At 41.6% G+C, this 22,862-nt stretch carries 15 protein-coding genes; 6 read left to right on the top strand and 9 right to left on the bottom strand.

The features are described from left to right. Positions 1-49: 49 nt before the first annotated feature. Together glgB and BUA53_RS06770 are read left to right on the top strand one after the other, a co-directional pair. Positions 50-2,080 carry a 1,4-alpha-glucan branching protein GlgB gene (gene glgB, locus BUA53_RS06775; protein WP_245793031.1) on the top strand — a complete coding sequence of 677 codons (2,031 nt, stop codon included), beginning with the start codon at positions 50-52 and terminating at the stop codon, positions 2,078-2,080. Between the two features lie 153 nt (positions 2,081-2,233). Further along, positions 2,234-3,262: a tetratricopeptide repeat protein gene (locus BUA53_RS06770; RefSeq protein WP_072834594.1), complete on the top strand. Its 1,029-nt coding sequence runs from the start codon at positions 2,234-2,236 to the stop codon at positions 3,260-3,262. Between the two features lie 54 nt (positions 3,263-3,316). Here BUA53_RS06770 and argS read toward each other — a convergent pair whose 3' ends face one another. Continuing rightward, positions 3,317-5,095, bottom strand: a complete 1,779-nt coding sequence (argS, locus tag BUA53_RS06765; protein ID WP_072834593.1) for an arginine--tRNA ligase — start codon at positions 5,093-5,095, stop codon at positions 3,317-3,319. A 203-nt stretch (positions 5,096-5,298) separates the two neighbouring features. Between argS and BUA53_RS06760 the strand changes: the two genes are divergently transcribed. After that, on the top strand, positions 5,299-5,766 hold the full coding sequence (locus BUA53_RS06760) for a GtrA family protein (protein WP_245793029.1): 468 nt from the start codon (positions 5,299-5,301) through the stop codon (positions 5,764-5,766). Here the strand turns inward: BUA53_RS06760 and BUA53_RS06755 are convergent. From BUA53_RS06755 to BUA53_RS06725, 7 genes are all read right to left on the bottom strand, one after another. After that, positions 5,741-7,141: a DUF4403 family protein gene (locus BUA53_RS06755; protein ID WP_072834591.1), complete on the bottom strand. Its 1,401-nt coding sequence runs from the start codon at positions 7,139-7,141 to the stop codon at positions 5,741-5,743. The two genes, BUA53_RS06760 and BUA53_RS06755, sit on opposite strands and share 26 nt — an antisense overlap. A 164-nt stretch (positions 7,142-7,305) precedes the next feature. Then, the gene (locus tag BUA53_RS06750; RefSeq protein ID WP_084079867.1) at positions 7,306-8,121 is read right to left on the bottom strand and encodes a glycoside hydrolase family 16 protein; all 816 of its coding nucleotides are present in this window, start codon (positions 8,119-8,121) and stop codon (positions 7,306-7,308) included. A gap of 117 nt (positions 8,122-8,238) precedes the next feature. Then, a complete protein-coding gene (locus BUA53_RS06745) occupies positions 8,239-9,261 on the bottom strand; it encodes a family 16 glycosylhydrolase (RefSeq protein WP_072834590.1) in 1,023 nt (340 codons plus the stop codon). 63 nt (positions 9,262-9,324) lie between these two features. Further along, positions 9,325-10,221 carry a PKD domain-containing protein gene (locus tag BUA53_RS06740; protein ID WP_072834589.1) on the bottom strand — a complete coding sequence of 299 codons (897 nt, stop codon included), beginning with the start codon at positions 10,219-10,221 and terminating at the stop codon, positions 9,325-9,327. An 18-nt stretch (positions 10,222-10,239) separates the two neighbouring features. After that, entirely contained in the window at positions 10,240-12,336 is a 2,097-nt protein-coding gene (locus BUA53_RS06735) for a hypothetical protein (RefSeq protein ID WP_072834588.1), read from the bottom strand. A 24-nt stretch (positions 12,337-12,360) separates the two neighbouring features. Further along, positions 12,361-13,872 carry a RagB/SusD family nutrient uptake outer membrane protein gene (locus BUA53_RS06730; RefSeq protein WP_072834587.1) on the bottom strand — a complete coding sequence of 504 codons (1,512 nt, stop codon included), beginning with the start codon at positions 13,870-13,872 and terminating at the stop codon, positions 12,361-12,363. 21 nt (positions 13,873-13,893) lie between these two features. Further along, positions 13,894-16,962 (bottom strand): SusC/RagA family TonB-linked outer membrane protein, encoded by a 3,069-nt coding sequence (locus BUA53_RS06725; protein WP_217652945.1) that lies wholly within the window; start codon positions 16,960-16,962, stop codon positions 13,894-13,896. A gap of 240 nt (positions 16,963-17,202) precedes the next feature. On the opposite strand from BUA53_RS06725, the gene BUA53_RS06720 reads away from it, so the two are divergent. Together BUA53_RS06720 and BUA53_RS06715 are read left to right on the top strand one after the other, a co-directional pair. Further along, complete coding sequence (locus BUA53_RS06720) at positions 17,203-20,121, top strand: ligand-binding sensor domain-containing protein (protein WP_072834585.1); 2,919 nt, start codon at positions 17,203-17,205, stop codon at positions 20,119-20,121. Between the two features lie 53 nt (positions 20,122-20,174). Beyond that, positions 20,175-20,816, top strand: a complete 642-nt coding sequence (locus BUA53_RS06715) for a hypothetical protein (protein ID WP_072834584.1) — start codon at positions 20,175-20,177, stop codon at positions 20,814-20,816. 369 nt (positions 20,817-21,185) lie between these two features. Here BUA53_RS06715 and BUA53_RS06710 read toward each other — a convergent pair whose 3' ends face one another. Continuing rightward, positions 21,186-21,626, bottom strand: a complete 441-nt coding sequence (locus tag BUA53_RS06710) for a VOC family protein (RefSeq protein ID WP_072834583.1) — start codon at positions 21,624-21,626, stop codon at positions 21,186-21,188. Positions 21,627-21,917: 291 nt separating this feature from the next. On the opposite strand from BUA53_RS06710, the gene BUA53_RS06705 reads away from it, so the two are divergent. Continuing rightward, positions 21,918-22,451 (top strand): hypothetical protein, encoded by a 534-nt coding sequence (locus tag BUA53_RS06705; protein WP_072834582.1) that lies wholly within the window; start codon positions 21,918-21,920, stop codon positions 22,449-22,451. The last annotated feature ends 411 nt before the right edge of the window (positions 22,452-22,862 follow it).

The raw sequence follows: 22,862 nt of genomic DNA, 5'->3' as shown, positions 1-22,862 counted from the left end.
AAAAACCTTATTGACTTGTTAACTTTACTTAAACGGTAATTATCAACTTATGTCAGATCCTATAAATGCGCCAGGTGGTTCTAATCAACATGGAGAAATGGAAAATAGTTCCGGATTTATTGAAAGGTTTGCACCAACCAGTCAAGAAAAATATGAAGACAGGAATTTTGTTGATACCACCTTGCCTGTATGGAATTATTCTATTTTGTATGATGATGATATTTCAAACTATCAAAATGGAACTCATTATAATCTCTATAAAAAATTTGGCTCCAAGCGATTGGTGGTATTAGGAAAGGAAGGATATTATTTCTGTGTGTGGGCTCCCAATGCAACAAAGGTTACTGTAGTTGGCAATTTTAATGACTGGGATAAACATTCGCATGTATTACATCCGAGGTGGGACAAAAGTGGCATATGGGAAGGTTTTATTCCCGGCATTCCTAAAGGCGAACTATATAAATATAATATTCGGGGTTACGAGGGAAAGGAAACAGAAAAAGGAGATCCATTTGCCAATTTTTGGGAAAAAAGACCATTGACTTCTTCCATCACCTGGGAATTTGACTACAAGTGGAATGATGAACAGTGGATGAAAGAAAGAAAGAAACACAACTCTCTTGAGGCTCCATGGAGTGTTTACGAAGTACACCTCGCCAGCTGGATGCGTCCCGACAGGTACAATGAAGAATCCTATAACACATATAGCCAGCTTGCCGATCTGATGGTGCCCTATGTAAAAGAAATGGGCTTTACCCATGTAGAATTGATGCCCGTAATGGAACATCCTTTTGATGGAAGCTGGGGATATCAATGTACAGGGTTCTTTGCGCCCACTTCACGATTTGGTGCACCGGAAGATTTTATGTACCTCATTGACAGGTTTCACCAGGAAGGCATTGGCGTTATCCTTGACTGGGTACCTTCCCATTTCCCATACGATGCCCATGGTTTATTCATGTTCGATGGAACTCATACTTACGAATATGCAGATATGCGTAAGGGGTTTCACCCCGACTGGAACAGCTATATCTTCAATTATAAAAGGGGTGAGGTAAAATCATTTCTCATCAGCAGTGCCCGTTTCTGGTTCGATCTGTTTCATATTGATGGTATCAGGGTAGATGCTGTTTCTTCCATGTTAAAGCTCGATTATTCACGTAACGAAGGTGAGTGGGAGCCAAATGAATATGGCGGCAACGGAAATCTTGAGGCTATCGCATTTATCAAGGACCTCAATGAAACCCTGTTCAGGGATTTTCACGATATACAGACCATCGCGGAAGAAGCTACTGATTGGCCGGGGATATCAAAACCAACCTTTGGGGGAGGACTTGGTTTTGGCATGAAATGGATGATGGGCTGGATGCATGATACGCTTGATTATTTCAAGCTTGACCCACTTTATCGCAAAGACCACCAGAACAAACTCACGTTCAGCATGATGTATTATTATGATGAAAATTTCATGCTTCCCATTAGCCATGATGAAGTAGTTCATGGAAAATCACCCATGATCTATAAAATGCCGGGCGATGAATGGCAAAAGTTTGCCAACCTGCGCACCATGTATACTTATATGTGGACTCACCCCGGTGCCCGGTTGCTGTTCATGGGGAGCGAATTCGGCCAGACTTCTGAGTGGAATTATAAATCCGAACTCGATTGGTATCTCCTTGCTCATCCTTTTCATAAAAAATTGCAGGATTGTGTTAAGGACCTTAACCACCTACTTACTTCAGAAGAAGCCTTATATGTCAACCAGTTTAATACACAGGGTTTTGAATGGGTAGACCTGAATCACCGGGATGAAAGCGTAGTGGTGTATAGAAGAAAAGGCAAACAAGATGGAGATGATTTGTTAGTGATCCTTAACCTTACCCCGATGGTCAGGATGGATTGGGTAATTGATGTTCGCCATATTTACAATGCAGAGATATTTAATTCTGATGCAGAAAAATATGGTGGATCAGGAAATATTTATAACCCTGATATCAGAACAGAAACCCTGGATAGGGAAGAAGACAGGTATAGGTTGACCATCAACCTCCCTCCACTGGCCGGAATTATCCTAAAATAGCCGGGTTACCTGATGGTATAAAAGACATATGCATGGTTATGGTAGACGGTATAAGGTTTTTTATGTAAAAAATATTTAAAACCTGTATTTCGCTGGCAATTACGGGACTTATTTTTTATTTTCGAAACCGAAGAACCACAAAAACAATATCCTATGCTGAAAGTGATCCTTGCGGGTGCTGCTATGGGCATATCATTCTCACTCTTTGCCCAGTCTGATAGTTCTACCTATTTTTTACAAAAAGGCATTGAAGAAAAAGTAAAAGGACGCCGTATGGAGTCTTTAAAGCATTTTGAAAAAGCCTTTCAATACAATAAAACGGATAAGGAAGTAGTAAGCCAGTTGGCTGCTGCATACCTGGAACTGCGTCGGTATGGACAGGCCAGGGACCAATTCAAGCTCCTTTCAGACATGGGTGACAGAACTGACAGTACCTACCGCCAGTTAATGCTACTCTCGTTCAATATGCGCCAGTTTGATGATGCCATAAAATATGCTGGTGAATTAAAGAAAATAAATCCAGCAGCTAAGACAGCTTATTATGTAGGGAAGGCCTATTATGATAAGGAGGACCTGGGCAATGCCATTAAATTCCTGGAAGTGGCAGCAAAGGAAGATGATCAAAATGCAGATATACCTTACATGGTGGCAAAAGCCTATGCAGATATGCAAAATTACTCCCGTGCCATTCCTTACTTTCAAAAAGCAGTTAAACTCAATCCTTCTCAAAGCTATTGGACTTATGAGATGGCATTGATATACTATGCCATGAATGATGACCAGAATTCTTTAAAGTATATGCTGGAAGCGGCTGAAAAAGGCCTTAAAAAGGATAATAACTATATGCAGAACCTTGCTACAGCCTATATCAATGCGGGTCGTTTTAACGAGGGGATAGGCGTTTTGCAGGATCTCCTGCGTCTCCGGCCCAGCGATATGAATCTTTTGTATACCATCGCCGAAGCTTATTATAACGCAAAGAAATACGATAACGCCATTAACTATTATGATGAAGTTTTGGCCGCAAATAAAACAAATGCTGAGGCGCTTTACATGATTGGTATGTGTTACCAGAAGAAAGGTGAAAAGCAAAAAGGTATGGATCTTTGTGATAAGGCCATCGAAATGGATCCCAGTCTTCAGAATCTCAAGCAGAAAAAAGAAATGCCAGGCGGATTTTAATATTAATATAAAAGGGAACCGTCAGGTTCCCTTTTTGTATCCAACATATTGTTATTACATCCTCTCAGGAACTTTTATACCTAAATGATGCATGGCATCCCTGATCACTGTAGCTGTTAACTGACACAGTCTTAAACGCAATTGCTTCTTTTCTTCATTTTCTGCTTTTAATACACTATGCGCCGTGTAAAAAGTATTATAAGTCTGCGCTACACTATATATGTAATTGGCAATAGCAGAGGGGTTATATTCTAACCCTGCCTGTTTTGTAACATCCGGGTATTGTTCAAGTAATAGTAATAATTCTTTTTCCAAAGGCAGGAGCTTGCCGGCTTCGATTGAAGTAGTAGCATCAACAGGTTCCTTTCTTAATATTGATTTTATTCGTGCATGTGTATACTGTATAAAAGGTCCTGTAAAACCATGGAAGTCTATCGATTCCTCCGGGTTAAAGACCATTTTCTTTTTGGGGTCCACTTTCAGCAGGAAGAATTTCAAGGCTCCTAAGGCTATCATGCTATACAGTTCCTGCAATTCATCATGAGAGAATTCATCAACCTTACTTTTCTCAGCTGTTTTCTTTTCCGCTTCTTTTATCATTTCCGCCACCAGGTCATCTGCGTCTACAACGGTACCTTCCCGGCTTTTCATTCTTCCACTGGGTAGTTCCACCATCCCATAGCTTAAATGATGAATGGCATCCGCATAGGGCATCCCAAGCTTTTTTAAAATAAGCTTGAGCACTTTCATATGATAGTTCTGTTCGTCGCCGATTACATAAATGCTCTTGTCATAATGGAATTCTTCATATTTCTGATCAGCAAGTCCAAGGTCCTGTGTAATGTATACAGACGTGCCATCTTTACGTAAAACCAACTTTTCGTCTAAACCCTCTTCCGTAAGATCTATCCACACACTGCCATCGTCTTTTTTATAAAACACACCCTTTTGTAATCCTTTTTCAACAAAGACCCTTCCCAACAGGTAGGTATTACTTTCATAATAAGTTTTGTCAAAGTCACTGCCAATGGTTTTGTAGGTAATATCAAACCCTTCATATACCCATCCATTCATTGTTTTCCATAACTCCATCACATCTGGCTTACCAGCTTCCCAGTCCACCAGCATTTGTTGTGTCTTTTGCATGATGGGCGCATTACGTTCGGCTTCTTCTTTTGCCTGGCCCTGCTCTATAAGTTCCTGTGTTTCTTTCTTCAATTCATTACTGAACCGCACATAAAAATCACCTACCAGGTGATCGCCTTTAATGCCTGTCGATTCCGGTGTTTGCCCATTACCAAATAGCTGCCAGCCAACCATACTTTTACATATATGAATACCCCGGTCGTTTACTACGCAGGTCTTCATTACATCATGCCCGTTGGCTTTCAATATCTCCGCCACACTCCATCCTAAAAAGTTATTGCGCAAATGCCCCAGGTGAAGGGGCTTATTGGTATTGGGAGAGGAGTATTCCACCATTATCCTTTGTTCCTCCACTTGCGGTCTTAAGGCCTTGCCATCCGCATACTGCTTGTTAAGAAACGCAGTAAAATAGCTATCATTAACGGTAAGGTTCAGAAAACCCTTGATGATATTATAAGAAGTAAACAGACTTTCATTTTTTGCTACGAGTATATCGCCCAATTCTTTTCCTAATTGGTCAGGTGACTTTTTCAATTGCTTTACCAGTGCAAAAAGCACAATGGTGTAATCGCCTTCAAATTCCGGCTTGGTCTGGTTCACTGAAATTTCCTCTGCCGGCATTGAAACTGAGAAGGCTTCAGAAAGTGCTTTGGCGGTTACTTCCTTGATTTGTTGTATTAAACTCATACTGATCTGTTGAGATTTGCGCCGCAATTTAATTAATCGGCACCAGAGCGCACCCCGACACTTTAACCATACTTAACGAATTCTATGCAGATTCTCCCGAAATAGCTTTTATTTTCGCAGCTTTCATGCGTAAGATCCACCATAAGGTCCGAAGGTCCATTTTTAAGGTGTTGGATGTATTTTACCCGCCCTTTAGGCGATTCATGCCTTTACAAACATACCATTATGCTGCCTGTGGGGGTGGAAATACTGTTTTAAGCCTTTTGATATATTTTCTATCTTATAACTTCATACTGCATAAGCAGGTGCTGGACCTGGGTTTTATTGCCTTTAAGCCCCATATAGCTGCATTGTTTATTGCCTTTTTTATCACTTTTCCTATAGGCTTTTACCTAAGCATGTTTGTAGTGTTCCAGGGTTCACAATTAAGAAGGCGCATACAGTTATTCAGGTATTTCCTGGTTGTAATGGGAAGCATGACCATAAACTATTTTTGCCTGAAGCTGTTTGTTGAATCTTTTGGCTGGTTCCCCACGCCTTCGCAAATTATTACAACAGTAATAGTGATCTGCTTTAGTTATATTTCCCAGCGACATTTTTCTTTTAGGGTGGGCAGTAAGTCAGGAGATAGTAAATCGATGAGGACTAAAGACCAAGTTCCAGTTCAGTAACCGCCACTGACAATTGACCCGTGCAATTACTTCTTATCAGCAAATGTTCCGGCAATGCTTTTACAGAGGTTAGGGTAAGGTCTTTTACAGTTCCGGAACCTTTTATTCCTTTAGTCCATTCTCTATTCAGCCAGCCATTTAAATTTGTGGCTGCCGTAGCATAATAATTGTCCATTTTAAAGGAAGTGTACTTTTTCAGCTCCGAGATGATCTTGTTATTGAATAACCATTTGGCTGTTTTTAATAGCAGGTTTTTTGTGCGCAGGTCATAATCCATTTCCTGCACCTCGATGGTTTTAATATCGGCATTGTATACAGGCTTGCCTGTAAAAAAAACTGTTCCCTCAAAAGATCCGCTAAAATCCAGCCGGATCAGCATATTGCCATCCTCATTGCCGGACACCATTGTGTTTTCAATAATGATATGTTTTTTGAACAAGCCTTCCGACACATCAAATCTTTTATTCACCAGGTAACCATTCAACACCTTGCTTAATGAATCGTATTGCAGGGCGGCCTCCAGGTAGATATTGAATCCCCCGGGATTATTACTATTGGAAAGATCGGGTACTGCCGATGTTGCCGGTGCAGGTTTTAAAAAGCTGATGACCGGTGTAGCAGAGATGCCTATATTAATGTTCAGGAAATCATTTTGAGCGTTTATTTTTTCCATGCGCAGGATTTTAGGATGTAAGCTAAAGAAACCTATACCAGGAATGGAATATACATCATTGATCTTATTCCAGGCTTGTTGCAGGTATGGCCTTAGATTATAGGAGCCGAAAGAATCTTCCATAGCTTTTTTAGACAGGTCCAGTTCAGCTTTCAATCCATCCATGACGCTGGTGGTAACATCCTGGCCCCAAAAGCAAACCGCGCATTTATCCAAAGGTTGTGGTTCTGTACGGGTGATCCTTGTCTTTAATAAATGATTAGGCAGTAATTCAAATTTACTGGTGAAACCGATATTCACCCGGCGCTCCGGTTCGTCAAACCCGCATCGGCAGGCTGGAGTCCATGGTGAAAAAACAGTATTACCTGCACAAGCCCTTGTAGAACCAATGATGCGGTAATAGCCCGTAAATCCAAGGTCCATTGTAGTGCCATTCATTTTCATTTTCAATGGCGACCGGCGGAAATGATATTTATAGCGGGTAGCACAATCAGATTGCACCCAGTCGTTGGGATAGTTCGGGGACGTAAATACCGTGTCCACATTTCTTTCTGCCAGTTTATATATAGAGCCCAGGCTCACGTGAATGGGTATATCTATTTGTGAAACAGGCAGGGAGTCGATGGTAGCGTTACTGCCGGTTTTTTGGGCTTTTGAACCAATGGAAAATAATAGCACCAGGGAAAAGAAAATAATTCTCATTCGGTAACAATGCTTTTATCAAATATATAGATGCGATGTTTGATTTATCGGGCATAAAACGTTAATTAGAACATTTCAAAAACGGAAAGGTGAAACTTTCGTTCCACCTCCGTAACTGAACACTGAAAACACGCTTTATTTTGAAAGAAGTTTTATTCCAATCGTTATTGATAGATCCTTACGTAGTCTATCTCCATTTTTTGTGGGAAATGGCTGTCATCGACACCCATTTTTCCTCCCCAGTTGCCACCAACAGCAATATTCAGTAATACATGAAAGTCCTTATCAAAGGGCCATTCCTCGCTACCTTTATTCTCATTGCTGAAAACATGGTATTTCTGTCCATCAAGGAAGAAGGATATGGTTGTTGGTGTCCATTCCATAGCATAAACATGAAAAGCCTTCGACAAGTCATTTCTAAGCACGCCCCCGGTTTTTTGGGTACCGCGCATGCCATTGTAAGCTCCTGTATGTACGGTTCCAAAAAGAGAATCGGGGAGGTAACCTACATTTTCCATGATATCTATTTCTCCACTATGAGGCCATCCTCCATATTCCCATTTTGTAGGCAACATCCATATGGCGGACCACATGCCTTTTCCTTCAGGAACTTTAGCTTTTATCTCAAAACGTCCATACTTCCAGTCTCCTTTGTTCTTCGATAATAGCCTGGCAGATGTATAACTGGCATTTGCAAAATTTTCTTTGCGGGCTTCTATTACCAGCAGGCCATTTTCTACTCTTGCATTTTGGGATCTTTTCTCGGTATAAAATTGCAATTCATTATTCCCCCAGCCACAATTGTCAGGGCATCCCCGCCCAATATCATAACCCCATTTTGTACTATCCGGCAATCCTTTGTAGTTAAACTCATCTGCCCAAACCAGTTTTTTAAATTCCTGTGAATAGCCGGTTATACTGCTTATCATTGACCCAATTACAAGGGTTGCCATAAGCAGTTTAGATTTATTTTGAAACATAGTGTTATAGTTTATTTGATGATCTGTTTTGCGAACGGAGTACCATAAAATGACATGAGAAGCGTACACACTGGATCCAGTGTGAAATCTGACTCCTGGTTACCTGGGAAAGTACTGTTACCTATATACCCTTATATAATCTACCTCCATAGTTGCATTAGTAAAATTGGGATCTACTGTTCCCCCAAAAGTTCCTCCCATAGCTACATTGAGAATAAAGAAAAAATCCTGGTTAAAAGGAAGACTTGCTGTATTGGCAACCGTATGGATCAACTGGTCATCAACATAGATCTTTATGGCCGATACTGACCAATCCAAAGAATATTTATGAAATGCAGTGGTGGCATTGCTGATCATCTTCGTATTACCATCGGCGTTACCTCCGGAGTGACCGGGATAGTGGAGTGTTCCAAAGATCTTATTCAGCTCGCTGCCCCGGTGTTCCATGATATCTATTTCACCGCAAGCAGGCCAGCCGGCCGTGGAGATATTGCTGCCCAGCATCCAAATGGCAGGCCATGTACCCACACCTGCAGGTAATTTAGCGCTCACTTCCACCTTGCCATATTTGAATGCAAACTTGTCTTTTGATAGCAGCCGTGCCGAAGTGTAAGCACTGCCATTGTAATTCTCTTTGATAGCCTTGATCTTCAAAACACCATTTTCAACGATCACATTTTCAGGCCTGTTGGTATAATACTCCAGTTCATTATTACCATAGCCACCACCACCAAGGTCATAGCCCCATTTGGCAGGATCCGGTGCGCCGTTGGTATTGAATTCATCCGACCATACCAGCCCCAGGGCTGTAGCCACAGTTACCTGTAAGGATTTGGAAATAGTTTGCCCTACAGCGCCCTTAGCCGTCACATTTACTGTATAAGTGCCGCCGTTTGGATATTGGTAAGTCACAACCCCTGTAGGTACGGTTTGAAAGACACCATTGCCAAAATCATATTCGTAACTCACAGCGTTGGTGGCAGTAGCTGTAAAACTTACATTGCCACTATTATCTGTGCTGGGTATTGCATTCACTACCAGGTTTGACGGGACAGGATTTTGTGTAGGTGAATCACTCTTCTTGCTACATGAAAACAGTCCCAATAAGATGGCCAGGATATAAAATGGCATAGATCTCATTTTAATTATTTTATTGCACCATTAGAAAAAAGGATAAGACCCTAAGGCCTTATCCTTTTTAAATTATTTGGCTTTCAATATTTGATACCATGCATTTCCATCTATTCCAATATTACGTAGCTGGACTAGTGTTTCAGAGATTGACAGGATCTCATAGGTGTTTCCACCAGTTCCAAAATTGATCAACCCGTTGCCAGGCACCATAAATTGTATACGCGTGGAATTAGCTGTTGTTGAAGCTGATGTGGCACCCATGAATGCAAGTTTCCTTGGGGCAGCAACATCAATCGTATAGCAATCATCACCACCGCTAGCTCCATAATAAGCACTTGCCGCGCCAATAGAAAAAGATTGACCTTTATTGTCTATCGACATGGATATGTTATTATTCGCATCTTTTGTAAAAGTGATCTCATCATCATACAGGCACTCTGCTCTTTGATTGGGTGTAGCAGCATACCAGATAGGAGAGAACTGGTCGGCCGGGCCCACTCCAACATGTCCTGGTTCTTCATTGGCTGTCATCCAGGTTTTTGAAGATCCACCGGTCAGGAACTGAATAATGTTGGCAGGTATTTCAAAGGCCACAAATACCTTGACCTTTTTGCTGATCGTTGAAGTGTTGCCTCCTGTTCCTATGGCATTGGCGGTAATGGTGTACTCATGCGTGCCTGGTGTAGTGTATTTATAATTGATAGCTCCAGTTGGAACGATCTGTTTAATGCCATCTCCAAAATCAATATTATAAGTAATGGCATTAGATGCACTGGTGTTAATTGTCACAGCACCTGTTCCGTTGCCATCTGGATTGTTAGCATCTACGCCGGCCACGACGGTTGTCAATGCCAGGTTAGAAGGAGTTTTTAACTCTCCGAATTGATATTCTGTCTTTTTGCAACCACTTATTCCAGCCATTAAAGCCAGGAATGGGAAGGCAAATATTTTTATCGTATTATTCATACTTTTTATTTTTTGAAATTAATTAAGCCTGATGTCATCAAAGTAATAGGTAAAGTTTGCAGATCCATCTCCCATGGTGCCATTATCAAAGATCAAAACCACCTTCTGGTAAGAATTGGCTGTATTGATACCGCTGTAATCGAAGGTTAACTCTTCCCAGGCATTAGCCGTAGTGGTAGTTACTTCTTTTTCATAGCTGATACCACCGTTTGTAAGGTTTTCCACTTTCAACAGCACTTTAGCACCCACACGCGGAGAATACACTTTCATCTTTACCGTCTTTTGTGTAGAAAAATCAATGGGATTGTCCAGTGTGATATAACTTCCTGCCCAGGGTTGTCCGGCATTTTTCACCATCTTAGCCACCTTTGTGCTGGTATTAATGCCTGAAGCATCAGGATTATTAACCACCGTTACATTACCTCCATCAAAATTGGTGAAGGTATAGTTCAATGTTGCAGATTGAAAATCCAGGGGTAGCCCCAATGAGCTGGATGAAGGCGCAGCTGCTGCCATCATTACATCATCCCAGTAAAATACTTTACCATTACCGGCTACATTGAAATCAAAGAAAACAGAAGCTTTGTCGTATGTGTAGGAACTATTGAAAGCAGCTGTTCCGGCAGCCTGGTTATTAAAATCAAATACAAGGGTTTCCCAGGCGTTTGCAGCACTGGTTATGGCTTCTGTTTCCACTGATCTTGTATTGTCATTGTGATCCTCAATTTTCAGCCTTACATGTATTCCAGCTGCAGGAGAATATACCCTGATGCTCATTTTAGAGGATGTGGCTGTTACCGGTATAGGCGTTGCAAAACCAACAGGTGTGCCTATTGTTGTTCCAGCCCAGGTTTCTGCGCCATTTAGTTTAGTAGTTTTTTTCACCTTATTGGACGCATTGTCCGGATCAACAGCATCTACCGTCTGGTTATTTCCAAAATCAGTGACAGTATAATTTACTCCGGGATCGTCAAATGTTACTGGTAACGAAATTGGAGCGGCACCTGGTGGTACCGGCATGCTGTTGGTCAACCTGATATCATCAAACAGGAAAGTGAAATTAGCTGAGCCATCACCAACTGTACCTAATTCAAATATCAGCACAATATTCTGGTATACGTTACTGGTGTTGATAGCACTGTAATCAAAGCCTAACTCTTCCCAGGCATTGGCTACGGTGGTTACTGCTTCTTTTTCAAAACTTATTGATCCATCGGATGGGTTTTCAACCTTCAGCAACACTTTGGCGCCTACACGTGGCGAGTATACTTTCATGCGGAAGATCTTATTGGTTGAGAAATCTATTGGTGCTCCCATCCTGATCACGCTTCCGCCCCATACCTGCCCGGGGTTCTTCACCATCTTGCCCACTTTGGCGCTGGTGTTGATGCCGCCAGCATGTGGGTTCGCAATAACCGTTGTGTTACCTCCATCGAAATTAGAAAACTCGTAAATCAATGTGGCAGATTCAAATGTCAGTGGTAACAGCACCGGGTCAACAATGGTAATTTGCTTTGTAAACTCCGTCGTTGCAGCTCCGCCACTCAGGGCTACTACTTTAATAGTATACGTGCCTACACTTGCATAGGTGTGAGAGATCGTTTCTCCTTCAAGGAAGGATTGAGGCACTTCATTTGCTACATCACCAAAATATACCTTAAAAACGGTCTCATAATTTGCTTTTGCCGATACCGTGTACTTGAACTGGTTGGAAGCATCAGCAGCTGCAGTTACCTCAAGATTCTCCGGAGCCTTGAAGGAAACAGTCAGTTGTTTGGTAGCTTCTGTTGTTTTCCCATTCAGCCCTTTTGCCACAATCTTCACATTGTACACACCTTCGGCATATACGTGCTGCGTGTTTTTCCCCGGAGCAATGCTTACAGGAGTGGTAGTATTATCTCCGTAATAGATTTGGTAGGAGCTGGCACCTTCACCGTTAGGTGTTATGGTTACCAGGCCTGTATTATCCTGCGTAATATCGAAAAATGCTGAAAGCTTGTCAGGTGCATTGGCCGTCTGTACAAAGGAAACATCATTGTACTCTTCCTTCTTACATCCCAGCATCACAGCCAGGGCCGCCATCGCTATTCCTATTATATATTTTGATGCGTTCATGTTGAAAGTTTAAATAGTTAGTGATTAGTACCCTGCATTTTGAGTAAGTCCTGAGATATTTACTTCTTCCTGGGGGATAGGGAACACTTCATTTTTACCCACAACGAACTTGGGTAGTTTCACCTTTGCCTGTCCTGTTCTGACCAGGTCGAAAAAACGATCACCTTCCATGCCCAGTTCCAGTCTTCTTTCATCCCAGATAGCCTGTGTCAGGGCACTCCCGGTAGCAGTTATATCATGCAGGTTGTCGCCAAAGGCACGACGACGTACTTTATTCAGGTATTCCTGCGCTTTGGCATCATTTGGTGTAGCAGAGCGGTTGTACGCTTCGGCCGCCATCAGTAACACATCTGAATAGCGTATGATCCTGAAATTATTGGTATAGTTCAATTCCAGTTGCCCGGAAGTTTCACCCTTGCGAGGCAGGTATTTCTGGTTATACAGTCCTGTATTCTTATAGGGTGCCACCTGGTAGGTAATATTGTAATCAGGATGTGCTGCCTTGTAGGCTTCAATATCCAGTACAGTAACATCCTTACGCTGATCGCCTGCCTGGTAGGCATTGGCCAGGTCCTGTGTGGGAAGGTTGGTACTCCATCCGGCTGCATAAGGCATTTGCGCTGAACCGTTCAAACCCCTGATGCCTGTTTGCTGCACTGCATAGTTGCCTTGTCCCCTGGTAGCACCGCCCCAATTGTAATAAGGAGAAGTGTTGGAATATTGTATCTCGAAAACAGATTCAGGTCCATTCTCACCACTGGCTAAGAAAATAGAGCCAAAGTTATCAACCAATGTAAAGGCATTGGCAGATATAACATTTTCCAGCATGGCTGCTGCGGCTTCAAATTTATTCTGGTATAAATATACTTTGCCAAGCATAGCCTGGGCAGCATACTTTGTGATCCTTCCTTTCTGTGTTTGAATAGCTGGTAACACGGCTACAGCTTGAGTCAGGTCAGCTTCGATTTGTTTGTACACTTCTGCTTTGGAGGAACGCTGAAGCGTCCTGGAATCAGAAAGACTTAATCTTTTATCAGTAAAAAGGGGTACATCGCCAAACATTTTCACCAGCGTGATATAATAATAGGCCCTCAAAAAATACACCTCGCCATATAAGGCTTCCTTACCGGCAAAGTCTACTGACTGGCCTGCAAGATTGGTAGCCTTGTACTGGTTCATATAGTTGGCCCTGTTGATCCCTTCATAGGCCGATCTCCATATCTCTGTGAGTGTTGAGTTAACAGGTGTCAATGTGTAATCATCTATTTGTTGCAGTGATAAAACGTCTGACGCATTCTCTCCGCCACTCACCGCATTGTCAGAAGCTATCTCGCCTACAGGTACCACCTGGTTGAGCCATTGGAGGGGAGTATAAACGCTGATTGCCATGGTGCGGTAATCGCTTTCTGACTTCAAATAGTCAAGCTCCGTGATCTTGTAATCTTCATGAGGGTTGTAATCCACCCATTTTTTACATGATGTCAGCATGGCCATAACCAACAGCATGCTGAGTATTTTTATATGATTGTTCTTCATTGTAATTATTTGTTGGAAGATTTATAATTTGATATCAACACCGAATGAATAGATCCTTGGCTGTGGATATGCACCACGGTCAACACCTGTATCCAGTATGCCACCAGAAATCTCCGGATCATATCCTGAATATTTGGTGAACGTGTAGGCATTTTTCACCTGTGCATAAATACGCAGCTTGCTGAAGATATTTTTGGTCACACCCTGTGGGAATGTATACCCCAGCTGAAGGTTCTTGATCTTTACAAAAGAACCATCTTCCACATACCTGTCAGAAACACGGATGTTGCTGTTATCATCAGTGAAAGAATATCTTGGGTTAGTTGCCTCATTGGTAGTGCCCGGGCCTGTCCATCTTGCCAGCACTCCCCTGAACTTGTTGGAGTAGTTGGCATTTCTTTCATAAGCCCTGTATATATCATTTCCCACAGAGGCATAGGTGAAGGCATTGAAGTCGAAATTCTTAAACTCAAAATTCAGGCTCCATCCCATTGTGAAATCCGGGAATGGATCACCAATTTTAGTTTGATCGGCAGCATTGATCACTTTATCACCATTTACATCTACATAACGGATATCTCCAGGTCTGGCTCCATTCTGAGTGGCAGAAGCACTGATGTCTTCTGCGGTCTGGAACAATCCATTGGTCTTATATCCATAAAAATAACCGGGGGTGAAACCTTTTTCAAATACTGTCACTGTTTGTGATTGTCCATTGAAATAGCCTCCTCCAGGTATTTTAGCTGTACCGTCGCTGTTCGTCGCTGTTACTTTATTTTTAGCTGTAGTAAACGTCAGTGAAGTTGAAAGGCGAATATCCTTTCCAAACTTGTCGTTATAACCCAAGGTCAGGTCAACACCCTTGCTTTCGGTAGAGCCGATATTGGCAGTTGGGATAGGTACTGTTCCGAGGTAAAGGGAAGCAGAAGGGGTAAAAAGTAAACCATCTACTTTCTTCTGGAAATAATCGGCCGATAAAGAAAAACGATTGTGTGAGAAGTTCAGATCAAAACCAAGGTTGGCCTGCAATTGCTTTTCCCATCTCAACGCATCATTTGCCGCCGAACCTACTGTTGATCCTGGGTAAAAGACATCGCCAAATGTATATCCATTGCTGTTAGCCATGGCATCATAGCTTGGTCCACCTGTAATAATTCCCACATATTGAGGGTTCACATTTTCATTTCCAATAGAACCATAGCTTCCCCTTATCTTGAAAAGATCAATAAAATTACTATGGAAGAAATCTTCACGGCTTACTACCCAACCTAAAGAACCGGAATAGAAGTTGGCGTATTTATTATCCTTGCCAAAAGCATAGGATCCGTCGCGGCGGGCTGTAAAAGATGCCAGGTATTTATCCCTGTAATCATAGTTCATGCGGCCAAAATAGGATAGGTTCCGTCTGAAATACTGGTAGTAATAACCGCTCAACGCATTGGTATTGGTTGCTGAATTACTTCCTGTGGCGGCCGTAAAATCGGCAAACTCCCAGGAGTTAAAAGGCACATCCTGCCTGGTAGCGCCTGCAGCATTACCAGAAGTTTTAGCTAAAGAGAATCCTAATACTGTTTCAAAATGGTGGTCGGTTAATACATTGAAATTATAGTTGCCAAATGTTTCCCAGGTATAATTAAAATTGCTGACCTTATCGTGAGATACGCTGTTATGCTTACCGGTTACAGTAGAGCCATCTGCATTCATAGAGTTCTCCACATTTAATGGTCCGTAGAAAACCAATGGGCTGAAAGATTTTGAATTGCCATCATATTTTGTATAGCCTAAGCGGGAGGTCAGTTTCAGGTTTTTTAATACATCATATTGCATTTCAAACTTACCATAGAGCTTATTGCCAACATTCTTATTATAGGTATTATCCAGTTTAGTCAGAGGGTTGAATATCTCTGAAAGTAACAGGTTGCTGTATCCATATTTACCTGCCACGGCTGAGTTTGTATTATAAACTGATACGGTAGGGTCAAAATTCAGTGCACTACCTAATACGCTGTTGAAGGAGTTTTCCTGAATGCCCTTTCCATTGAGAACCACACCAGTGGCATTGACAATAAACTTTAAACGGGAGGATATATCAAAATTCAGGTTGGCAGTGAAGTTGCCCCTGTCAAATCTTGATTTATCCATTCCACCCACAATGCCACCCTGGTTTAAGTACCCCGCGGAAAGGAAGAAGGCCATTTTATCACCTCCGCCCCTTGCACTTACAGTATGTGTTTGTAAAGGCGCCCTGTGAAATACCTCGTTTTGCCAGTTGGTACCTACACCAATGGTTGACAGATCCGGGAAAATGATAGGTCCACCAGCGGTTACACTTCCCTCATTGATCATGGCGGCATATTCAGTGGCATTTAAAACCCCGATGGTATGCATTACTTCCTGTACGCCATAATTACTATTTACGGTGATCTCTGTCTTTTGGTTCTTTCTTCCGGTGCGGGTTGTAACTACGATCACACCATTGCCCCCTTTCACCCCGTAAATGGCAGTGGTGGCAGCATCCTTTAATACGTTAATAGATTCAATATCTGCAGGGTTAATGGAGTTCAGGTCTGTCAATGTTTGAGGAACACCATCTATTACTACTACAGGGTCGGTGCCGGAAAAAGAGGGGATACCTCTTATCAATACGGTAGGCTTTGAGCCCGGCGATCCACTTTGGATCACATTGACACCCGATGCTCTTCCCTGTAGTGCTTCTTCTGTACGCACAGGACGCAATTTTTCAATGTCCCCACTTTTAACTGTGGAAATTGACCCGGACACTTTGGTCACTTTCTGTGTACCATAACCTACGACAATTACGTCACTGAGGGTGGAGTTGGAACTCTCTTCCATACTAATCATTATATCCTCTGTCCTGGAAACGACATGGCTGAATGGCACCATGCCCGTATGCGTGATCTCCAGCAGGGCACCTCTTGAAGCGCTAATGGTAAATTTTCCATTAGCATCAGTGAGGGTGGAGTTGGAAGTGCCCCTGACGGTAACCGTAGCCCCAACCAGGGGTTCACCGGAGGTCTTGCTTTTCACTGTGCCTGAAACAGCCAGGTTTTGACCCATTACCTGCTGCATAAAACTTCCTGATAATAATAACAGACACAGAAGTAGTCTCTTTACTCTCATAAAGCAAATCGTTTTAGTTTAATTGAAGAAGGAATAAAAGTACTCAGCCACCCTACAATTGTAAAATAAAGCGCCCCTTCATTACTACATCAACCTGGCGTAATAGCTGATTTTACAGGGAAATGAGGTACATCATTACTACATCATGTAATTTTTTATACTTTCACAACCTAACGCGTCAGCCACCAGATGAGAAAATTGCTATTACTCCTATTCTTTCCCATTAACCTGTATGCCCAAAATACCATTGGCTTCCCCGATGTTATCAATTATTCCAAATCTTCATATAGTGCAGGCCTGCAAAACTGGGATATTAAGCAAGATAAAAACGGAGTTATCTATATAGCTAATAATGAAGGCCTTCTTAGTTACGACGGCAGGTATTGGAAGTTATATCCATTGCCCAACAGGACCATTGTACGTTCTTTGGAGATAGGCCCTGATAACCGTATCTATGTTGGCGGACAGGATGAATTGGGATATTTCCTTCCCGGTGCCAATGGCAAGCTACAATATCATTCCCTGGTGCCCGAGATTCCGGCTAAAGACCGGTCTTTTGGGGATGTCTGGGATATTATTGCTTTTAAAAAGGATGTATTCTTCCGTTCTTCCAGTAAGATCTTTCGGCTCACCGATGAAACGATTACCAGTTTTGCCGCACCGCTGGAGTGGGCCTTTATGGGTGTGTGCCGCGGAGAGCTTTATGCACAGGATTTCCAGGCAGGCCTGTTGCACTTCGTTTCCAGTACATGGAAACCCCTTGGTATTCAAAGCGAACTTCCTTTGAGCGATCCTTTAACTGCTATTTTGCCGGTTGGCCAGGATAGTGCTCTTGTAACCACTTTAAAAAACGGCATCTTCTACCTTAACCGGAAAGGCATAACAAAATTTAATTCTGTCAATAACCAATTGTTCAAGGATGCCCGCATCTATTCGGCGGTTTCCATTAATTCAGACTGGGTGGGGCTGGCCACCAATAATAATGGTATATATATAATAGACCATAAAGGCAATATCATCCAGGGCTTTTCCAGGAAGGAACAGATACAGAATAATAATGTGCTGAGTATTTTCCTTGACAACCAGGGCAACCTCTGGCTCGGTCTCGATAATGGAATAGCTTTTATTGCCTATAACAGCGCTATCAAACATATCAGTCCCCTCACAGGAGATGCATCAGGATATGCTGTAATGAGGCATGATGGAAGTTTATTTATGGGCACTTCAAACGGTTTATACCAGGTGCCCTTACAGCCTGTAAAAGACCTTAGTTTTAGTAAAGGAAACTTTTCCCTTGTCAGGGGAACCAGTGGCCAGACATGGAGCCTGTCAGAGATTAATGACCAGTTACTGTTAGGTCACCACGAAGGTGCTTTTATAATAAAAGGTAATGAAGCCGTGCAGGTATCACATAAAGCGGGGTTTTGGAATTTTGTGCCCTTGTCGTCAACGTTAGCCAGTTCTCAAATTGTGGCAGGACATTATAAGGGATTGCAATTCTTTGATTACCGGGGTGGATCGTTCATTCCTTCATTTGATCTGCCATGGTTTTCAGAATCATCAAGGTTTGTGGCTATCGACCAGGATGATAATATCTGGGTATCTCACCCATACCATGGGGTGTTCCGAATCAGCAAAAATGCTGATGGGGCTTATGTTGAAAAAACGTATACGGATAAGAATGGCTTGCCTTCCTTATTAAATAACCATGCTTATAAAATAAAGAACAGGGTACTTATAGCTACAGAAAAAGGTGTTTACCAATACAATGCACAAAAGGATGCTTTTGAGCCATCACCCTATTATCAAAAACTATTAGGAAATCAAAGCCTGCGTTACCTGAAGGAAGATGCTGAAGGGAATATCTGGTTCATCCATGAAAAGAATTTAGGGTTGGCAGACCTAAGTGGCCAGGAACCCCATATCCTTTACCTGCCTGAATTAAATAATAAAATGCTCAGTGGATTTGAATTCATATATCCTATTGATGAGAGCAATGTTTTCATGGGGGGTGAAACCGGGTTTTACCATATCAACCTGGCAAAATATAAAAAGACAGTCCCCGAACTCAGGGTCCAGGTTAGAACGGTGCGTATTACGGGTAAAAAAGACAGCCTTTTATTTGGCGGCTATTTTAAAAATGTTAATGAAAAGCAGTTGCAGGATAGCAAGGATATTCCTGAACTGTCTTATAGCTGGAAGACGCTTCATTTTGAATTTGCATCTACCTTATTTGGTTACCAGGCCAACCTTGAATATAGTTACCGGCTGGATGGTTTTGAAGACAATTGGTCTGAGTGGACCCGACGCACTGAAAAGGAATACACCAACCTCCCGGCAGGCAATTACCGATTCGAGGTAAAGGTGCGCAATAACCTGGGCAACGAATCGGCAGTGTCGGGCTATGCCTTTACCATATTGCCCCCCTGGTACCAGTCCACAATAGCCAAACTATTTTACCTGTTGTTACTTTTGGCCATCATCTACGGAGTGTATCGTTGGCAGCATAAGAAGTTTCAGCTTCAACATAAAAAGTTTGAGGAGGAGCAACAAAAGCTTTTATATATACATGAACTGGAACGCAATAAAACAGAAAGTGAACTGGTAGCACTGCGCAACCAGAAACTGGAATCAGACATTAACTTCAAAAATTCGGAGCTGGCTTCTTCTGCCATGCACCTGGTGAAAAAAGGAGAATTGTTGACCAAAGTGAAAGGCGAGTTGACACAGGTAATGAAAAGACTGGAAAATGAGCAGGCCATAAGCGAATTGAAAAAGATGATCAAAACGCTCAGCGAGGACGACCAGGTAGATAAGGAATGGGAAAATTTTACTAAACACTTTGATACTGTTCATAGCGATTTCGTGGTAAGGGTGAAAGAAAAGCATCCGGCTATTACAGGCAATGAAATGAAGCTTTGTGCGTACCTCCGTATGAATCTTTCAACCAAAGAGATTGCACAACTCATGAACATCTCAGTTAGGGGAGTAGAGATAAGCCGCTACCGCCTGCGCAAAAAATTAGGTATTCCCACAGAAATGAATTTGTTTGAATACCTGATAGGATTGAATGGAGAAGATAAGGCAAAAGGTAAAAGTCAAAATTAAAAATCAGGGCAATAGTTTCCCATCCATAATATTAATTAGAATTAATTTCAATTATGCGATATGGTTTGCGATCAATAACTTTTTTAATCATTGTTTGGTTCCTGGGTTCATGTGAAGAGCCGGCCATAAAAATTGAAAGATTGGATAAAGGCCATGAAGCGATTACCAGGGATATTCCTCAATCGGAGCAAAATAAATCTACACGAGATAGAAACTATAAATTAATGAATGCCCTGGCATTAAAAACGCTGGAAAATGGTTTTGATGGATTGCAAATTCGTATTTGGCGTGGTTATCCAAATAAAGATACCGGTCAACTCTTTATATTAACTAATAAAAATTCAACCTGGTCTGCAGAACTGATTAGGTTTAATTACTTCTTTTTTGAAAAAGGAGCATCCATTGGTAAAAGATCAGCATTCAGGGATCCGGCTTCAGGATGGAATAGTTTTACCAGGAAACTTTTTAAGCTGGACATCACTACATTGCCTGATTTTCATAGTTTACCTGGTTATGATTTACCAACTCATTCTGATGGAGTAGAAGTTGAATATGCTAACGGAAATAGTTACAGGATGTATACCTATGCAGTGCCAGATATGTATATGCATGATATTCCTGAAGCAGGAAAAGTGGTTCAAATCCTGGAGCTAATAGAAAGGGAATTTGATTTTAAAGGATTTGTTAAACAGTAGAGTGATCTAATACCCGCAATTAGGTAGTATATATGCCCGAATCTATTCTTTGCGTTTTTCTTTGCGGGTCCATTGCGTTCTTAGCGATACTATTTACCCCCAAAAGAAAAGAGAAAGCAGAATATGCATTGTGATTACATTCTCTCTACGAATAATTAAAATGGCGCCCCTACAGGGCTTTGTCCTCGATAATTAATCTTTATGCTACCAAAATACCACCCCTCTGGGGCTTGGTACCAGGACGCCTATCTAAGACTATACTTATTCTGGGTTTCCTTTCTCCTCAACAATCCAATATAATAATAGTAATCCTGGTTCTCTTCTCCTTAACAATCCAATAAAATTCTATTAATCCGGGTTCTCCTAGTTCTATTTCTTTTCGCTGCAATTAAACATCCACTGCACACCAAATTTATCTGTGCAACTGCCATAATAATCGCCCCAAAACATATCCTGCAGGTCCATGGTTACTTTGCCCCCGGCAGATAGCTTGTCAAACAATTCCTTTGTTTCCTTTCTTGTGTCTGGCTGCAAATTGATATGGCTGTTATTGCCAAAGTTTACGTGGAAGCCCATTGATTCCGGCGCATCTGTACCCATTAATGTATGGCTGTCCAATATCCGCAATTCAATGTGCATCACCAGGTTTTTATCTTCCTCCTTCATAGGTGGCTGACCTGGTGAAGCAGGGATATCTCCAAACCGGGCTATCCTGTTGCCGGTGAATTCTCCTCCAAATACAGACTTGTAAAAATTAAATGCCTCCTCGGTATTGTGAACAAAATTCAGGTAGGTACTAACGCTTGCCATGGTTCCTATTTTAAAGTTTTGATGAGTTGTTGTAACTAATACTTTATATGCATTCAAAGGTAAATTTTAACTGAATGAGTGGTTGACTAGAAATATTTCTAATTGCATTTTGTATTGCTCAATAACCAATTTGCCTTATGAACCCAATTGATTCAAAATTCAATTCTTTAACCCAACTTAACAAATGCAGTGTTTTTTTTAATAAGGCCGGTTATATATTGCAATTGTTACTGTTAAGCACTAGGGATTGGTGCCCTACAAGAAATTTACAATCTGATTAATTTCATCAAAATGGAAAAGGAAACATCCAGACCTAAAAGAAATATACGCTGGTATATGCGCTTTCTTCATAACAAGATCGGGTTCTTTATTGTTGGCCTGGTGCTCATTTATGGGCTGAGCGGCATTATACAGACTTACAGGGATACTGAGTTGCTAAAGCATGAAGTGGTGCATGAAGTGCAATTGTCGGCAAACCTGCCTGTTTCAGAGTTGGGGCCTAAACTGAAACTCAGGGATCTTAAACCTTTAAAAACAGAGGGAGATATTGTTTATTATAAAGAAGGTACCTACAATGCAAGCACCGGTATGGCTAAATATGTCACTAAAGAATGGTATTCCTGGATATTACCGTTTACCGGCCTTCACAAATCTTCCAGTAAAAGTATAGCTCATTATTTCACCACAATTTTTGCAATAGCTCTGCTCTTCATGTCCATCTCAGCTTTCTGGATGTTCAAACCAGGAACAAAACTTTTCAGTTCAGGTGTCTATCTTACTATTGCGGGTATTGTTGCAGCAATTATTCTTTTACTTCTAAAGTGACAAGGGTTGTTAGTGAACACTGGGTCAGTATGCTATTTGGCGGGCATGCTGTTCAAGTAGGTTGTTTGTATATTGAGCAGGGCCAGGCAGTTATTTTATTACTGCTGTAAACATTATTATACCTAAAGTTAGCGGCATTGCTGAATTAGGCGTTTCTTATATACAACCTGAAATTGCTGTACACCAAGCCTTAGCTTTCATGCTCAATCATTCTTTATAAGGTCAACTGTGAATACTCTAAAGAGTTGCAGTACATTCTTGAAAAGATGCTTTGTAATTAATGTTTCAAAACACCTCTTCAATTTGTATTCCCCAACCTATATCTACCATTCCGCTGACGACTGTCATAGAAATAAATTTCCTAATATTTTACCTTAGAAAATTAAGTCAGGACTTCACTAGAACCAGGCT

The sequence above is a fragment of the Flavisolibacter ginsengisoli DSM 18119 genome (assembly GCF_900129295.1).
Classification (GTDB): Bacteria; Bacteroidota; Bacteroidia; order Chitinophagales; family Chitinophagaceae; genus Flavisolibacter; species Flavisolibacter ginsengisoli.
This window is presented reverse-complemented; position numbering and strand designations above follow the sequence as displayed.

Coding starts and splice junctions, on each gene's coding strand:
- glgB (WP_245793031.1), top strand. CDS start 50: ATGTCAGATCCTATAAATGCGCCAGGTGGTTCTAATCAACATGGAGAA.
- BUA53_RS06770 (WP_072834594.1), top strand. CDS start 2,234: ATGCTGAAAGTGATCCTTGCGGGTGCTGCTATGGGCATATCATTCTCA.
- argS (WP_072834593.1), bottom strand. CDS start 5,095: ATGAGTTTAATACAACAAATCAAGGAAGTAACCGCCAAAGCACTTTCT.
- BUA53_RS06760 (WP_245793029.1), top strand. CDS start 5,299: ATGCCTTTACAAACATACCATTATGCTGCCTGTGGGGGTGGAAATACT.
- BUA53_RS06755 (WP_072834591.1), bottom strand. CDS start 7,141: ATGAGAATTATTTTCTTTTCCCTGGTGCTATTATTTTCCATTGGTTCA.
- BUA53_RS06750 (WP_084079867.1), bottom strand. CDS start 8,121: ATGTTTCAAAATAAATCTAAACTGCTTATGGCAACCCTTGTAATTGGG.
- BUA53_RS06745 (WP_072834590.1), bottom strand. CDS start 9,261: ATGAGATCTATGCCATTTTATATCCTGGCCATCTTATTGGGACTGTTT.
- BUA53_RS06740 (WP_072834589.1), bottom strand. CDS start 10,221: ATGAATAATACGATAAAAATATTTGCCTTCCCATTCCTGGCTTTAATG.
- BUA53_RS06735 (WP_072834588.1), bottom strand. CDS start 12,336: ATGAACGCATCAAAATATATAATAGGAATAGCGATGGCGGCCCTGGCT.
- BUA53_RS06730 (WP_072834587.1), bottom strand. CDS start 13,872: ATGAAGAACAATCATATAAAAATACTCAGCATGCTGTTGGTTATGGCC.
- BUA53_RS06725 (WP_217652945.1), bottom strand. CDS start 16,962: ATGCAGCAGGTAATGGGTCAAAACCTGGCTGTTTCAGGCACAGTGAAA.
- BUA53_RS06720 (WP_072834585.1), top strand. CDS start 17,203: ATGAGAAAATTGCTATTACTCCTATTCTTTCCCATTAACCTGTATGCC.
- BUA53_RS06715 (WP_072834584.1), top strand. CDS start 20,175: ATGCGATATGGTTTGCGATCAATAACTTTTTTAATCATTGTTTGGTTC.
- BUA53_RS06710 (WP_072834583.1), bottom strand. CDS start 21,626: ATGGCAAGCGTTAGTACCTACCTGAATTTTGTTCACAATACCGAGGAG.
- BUA53_RS06705 (WP_072834582.1), top strand. CDS start 21,918: ATGGAAAAGGAAACATCCAGACCTAAAAGAAATATACGCTGGTATATG.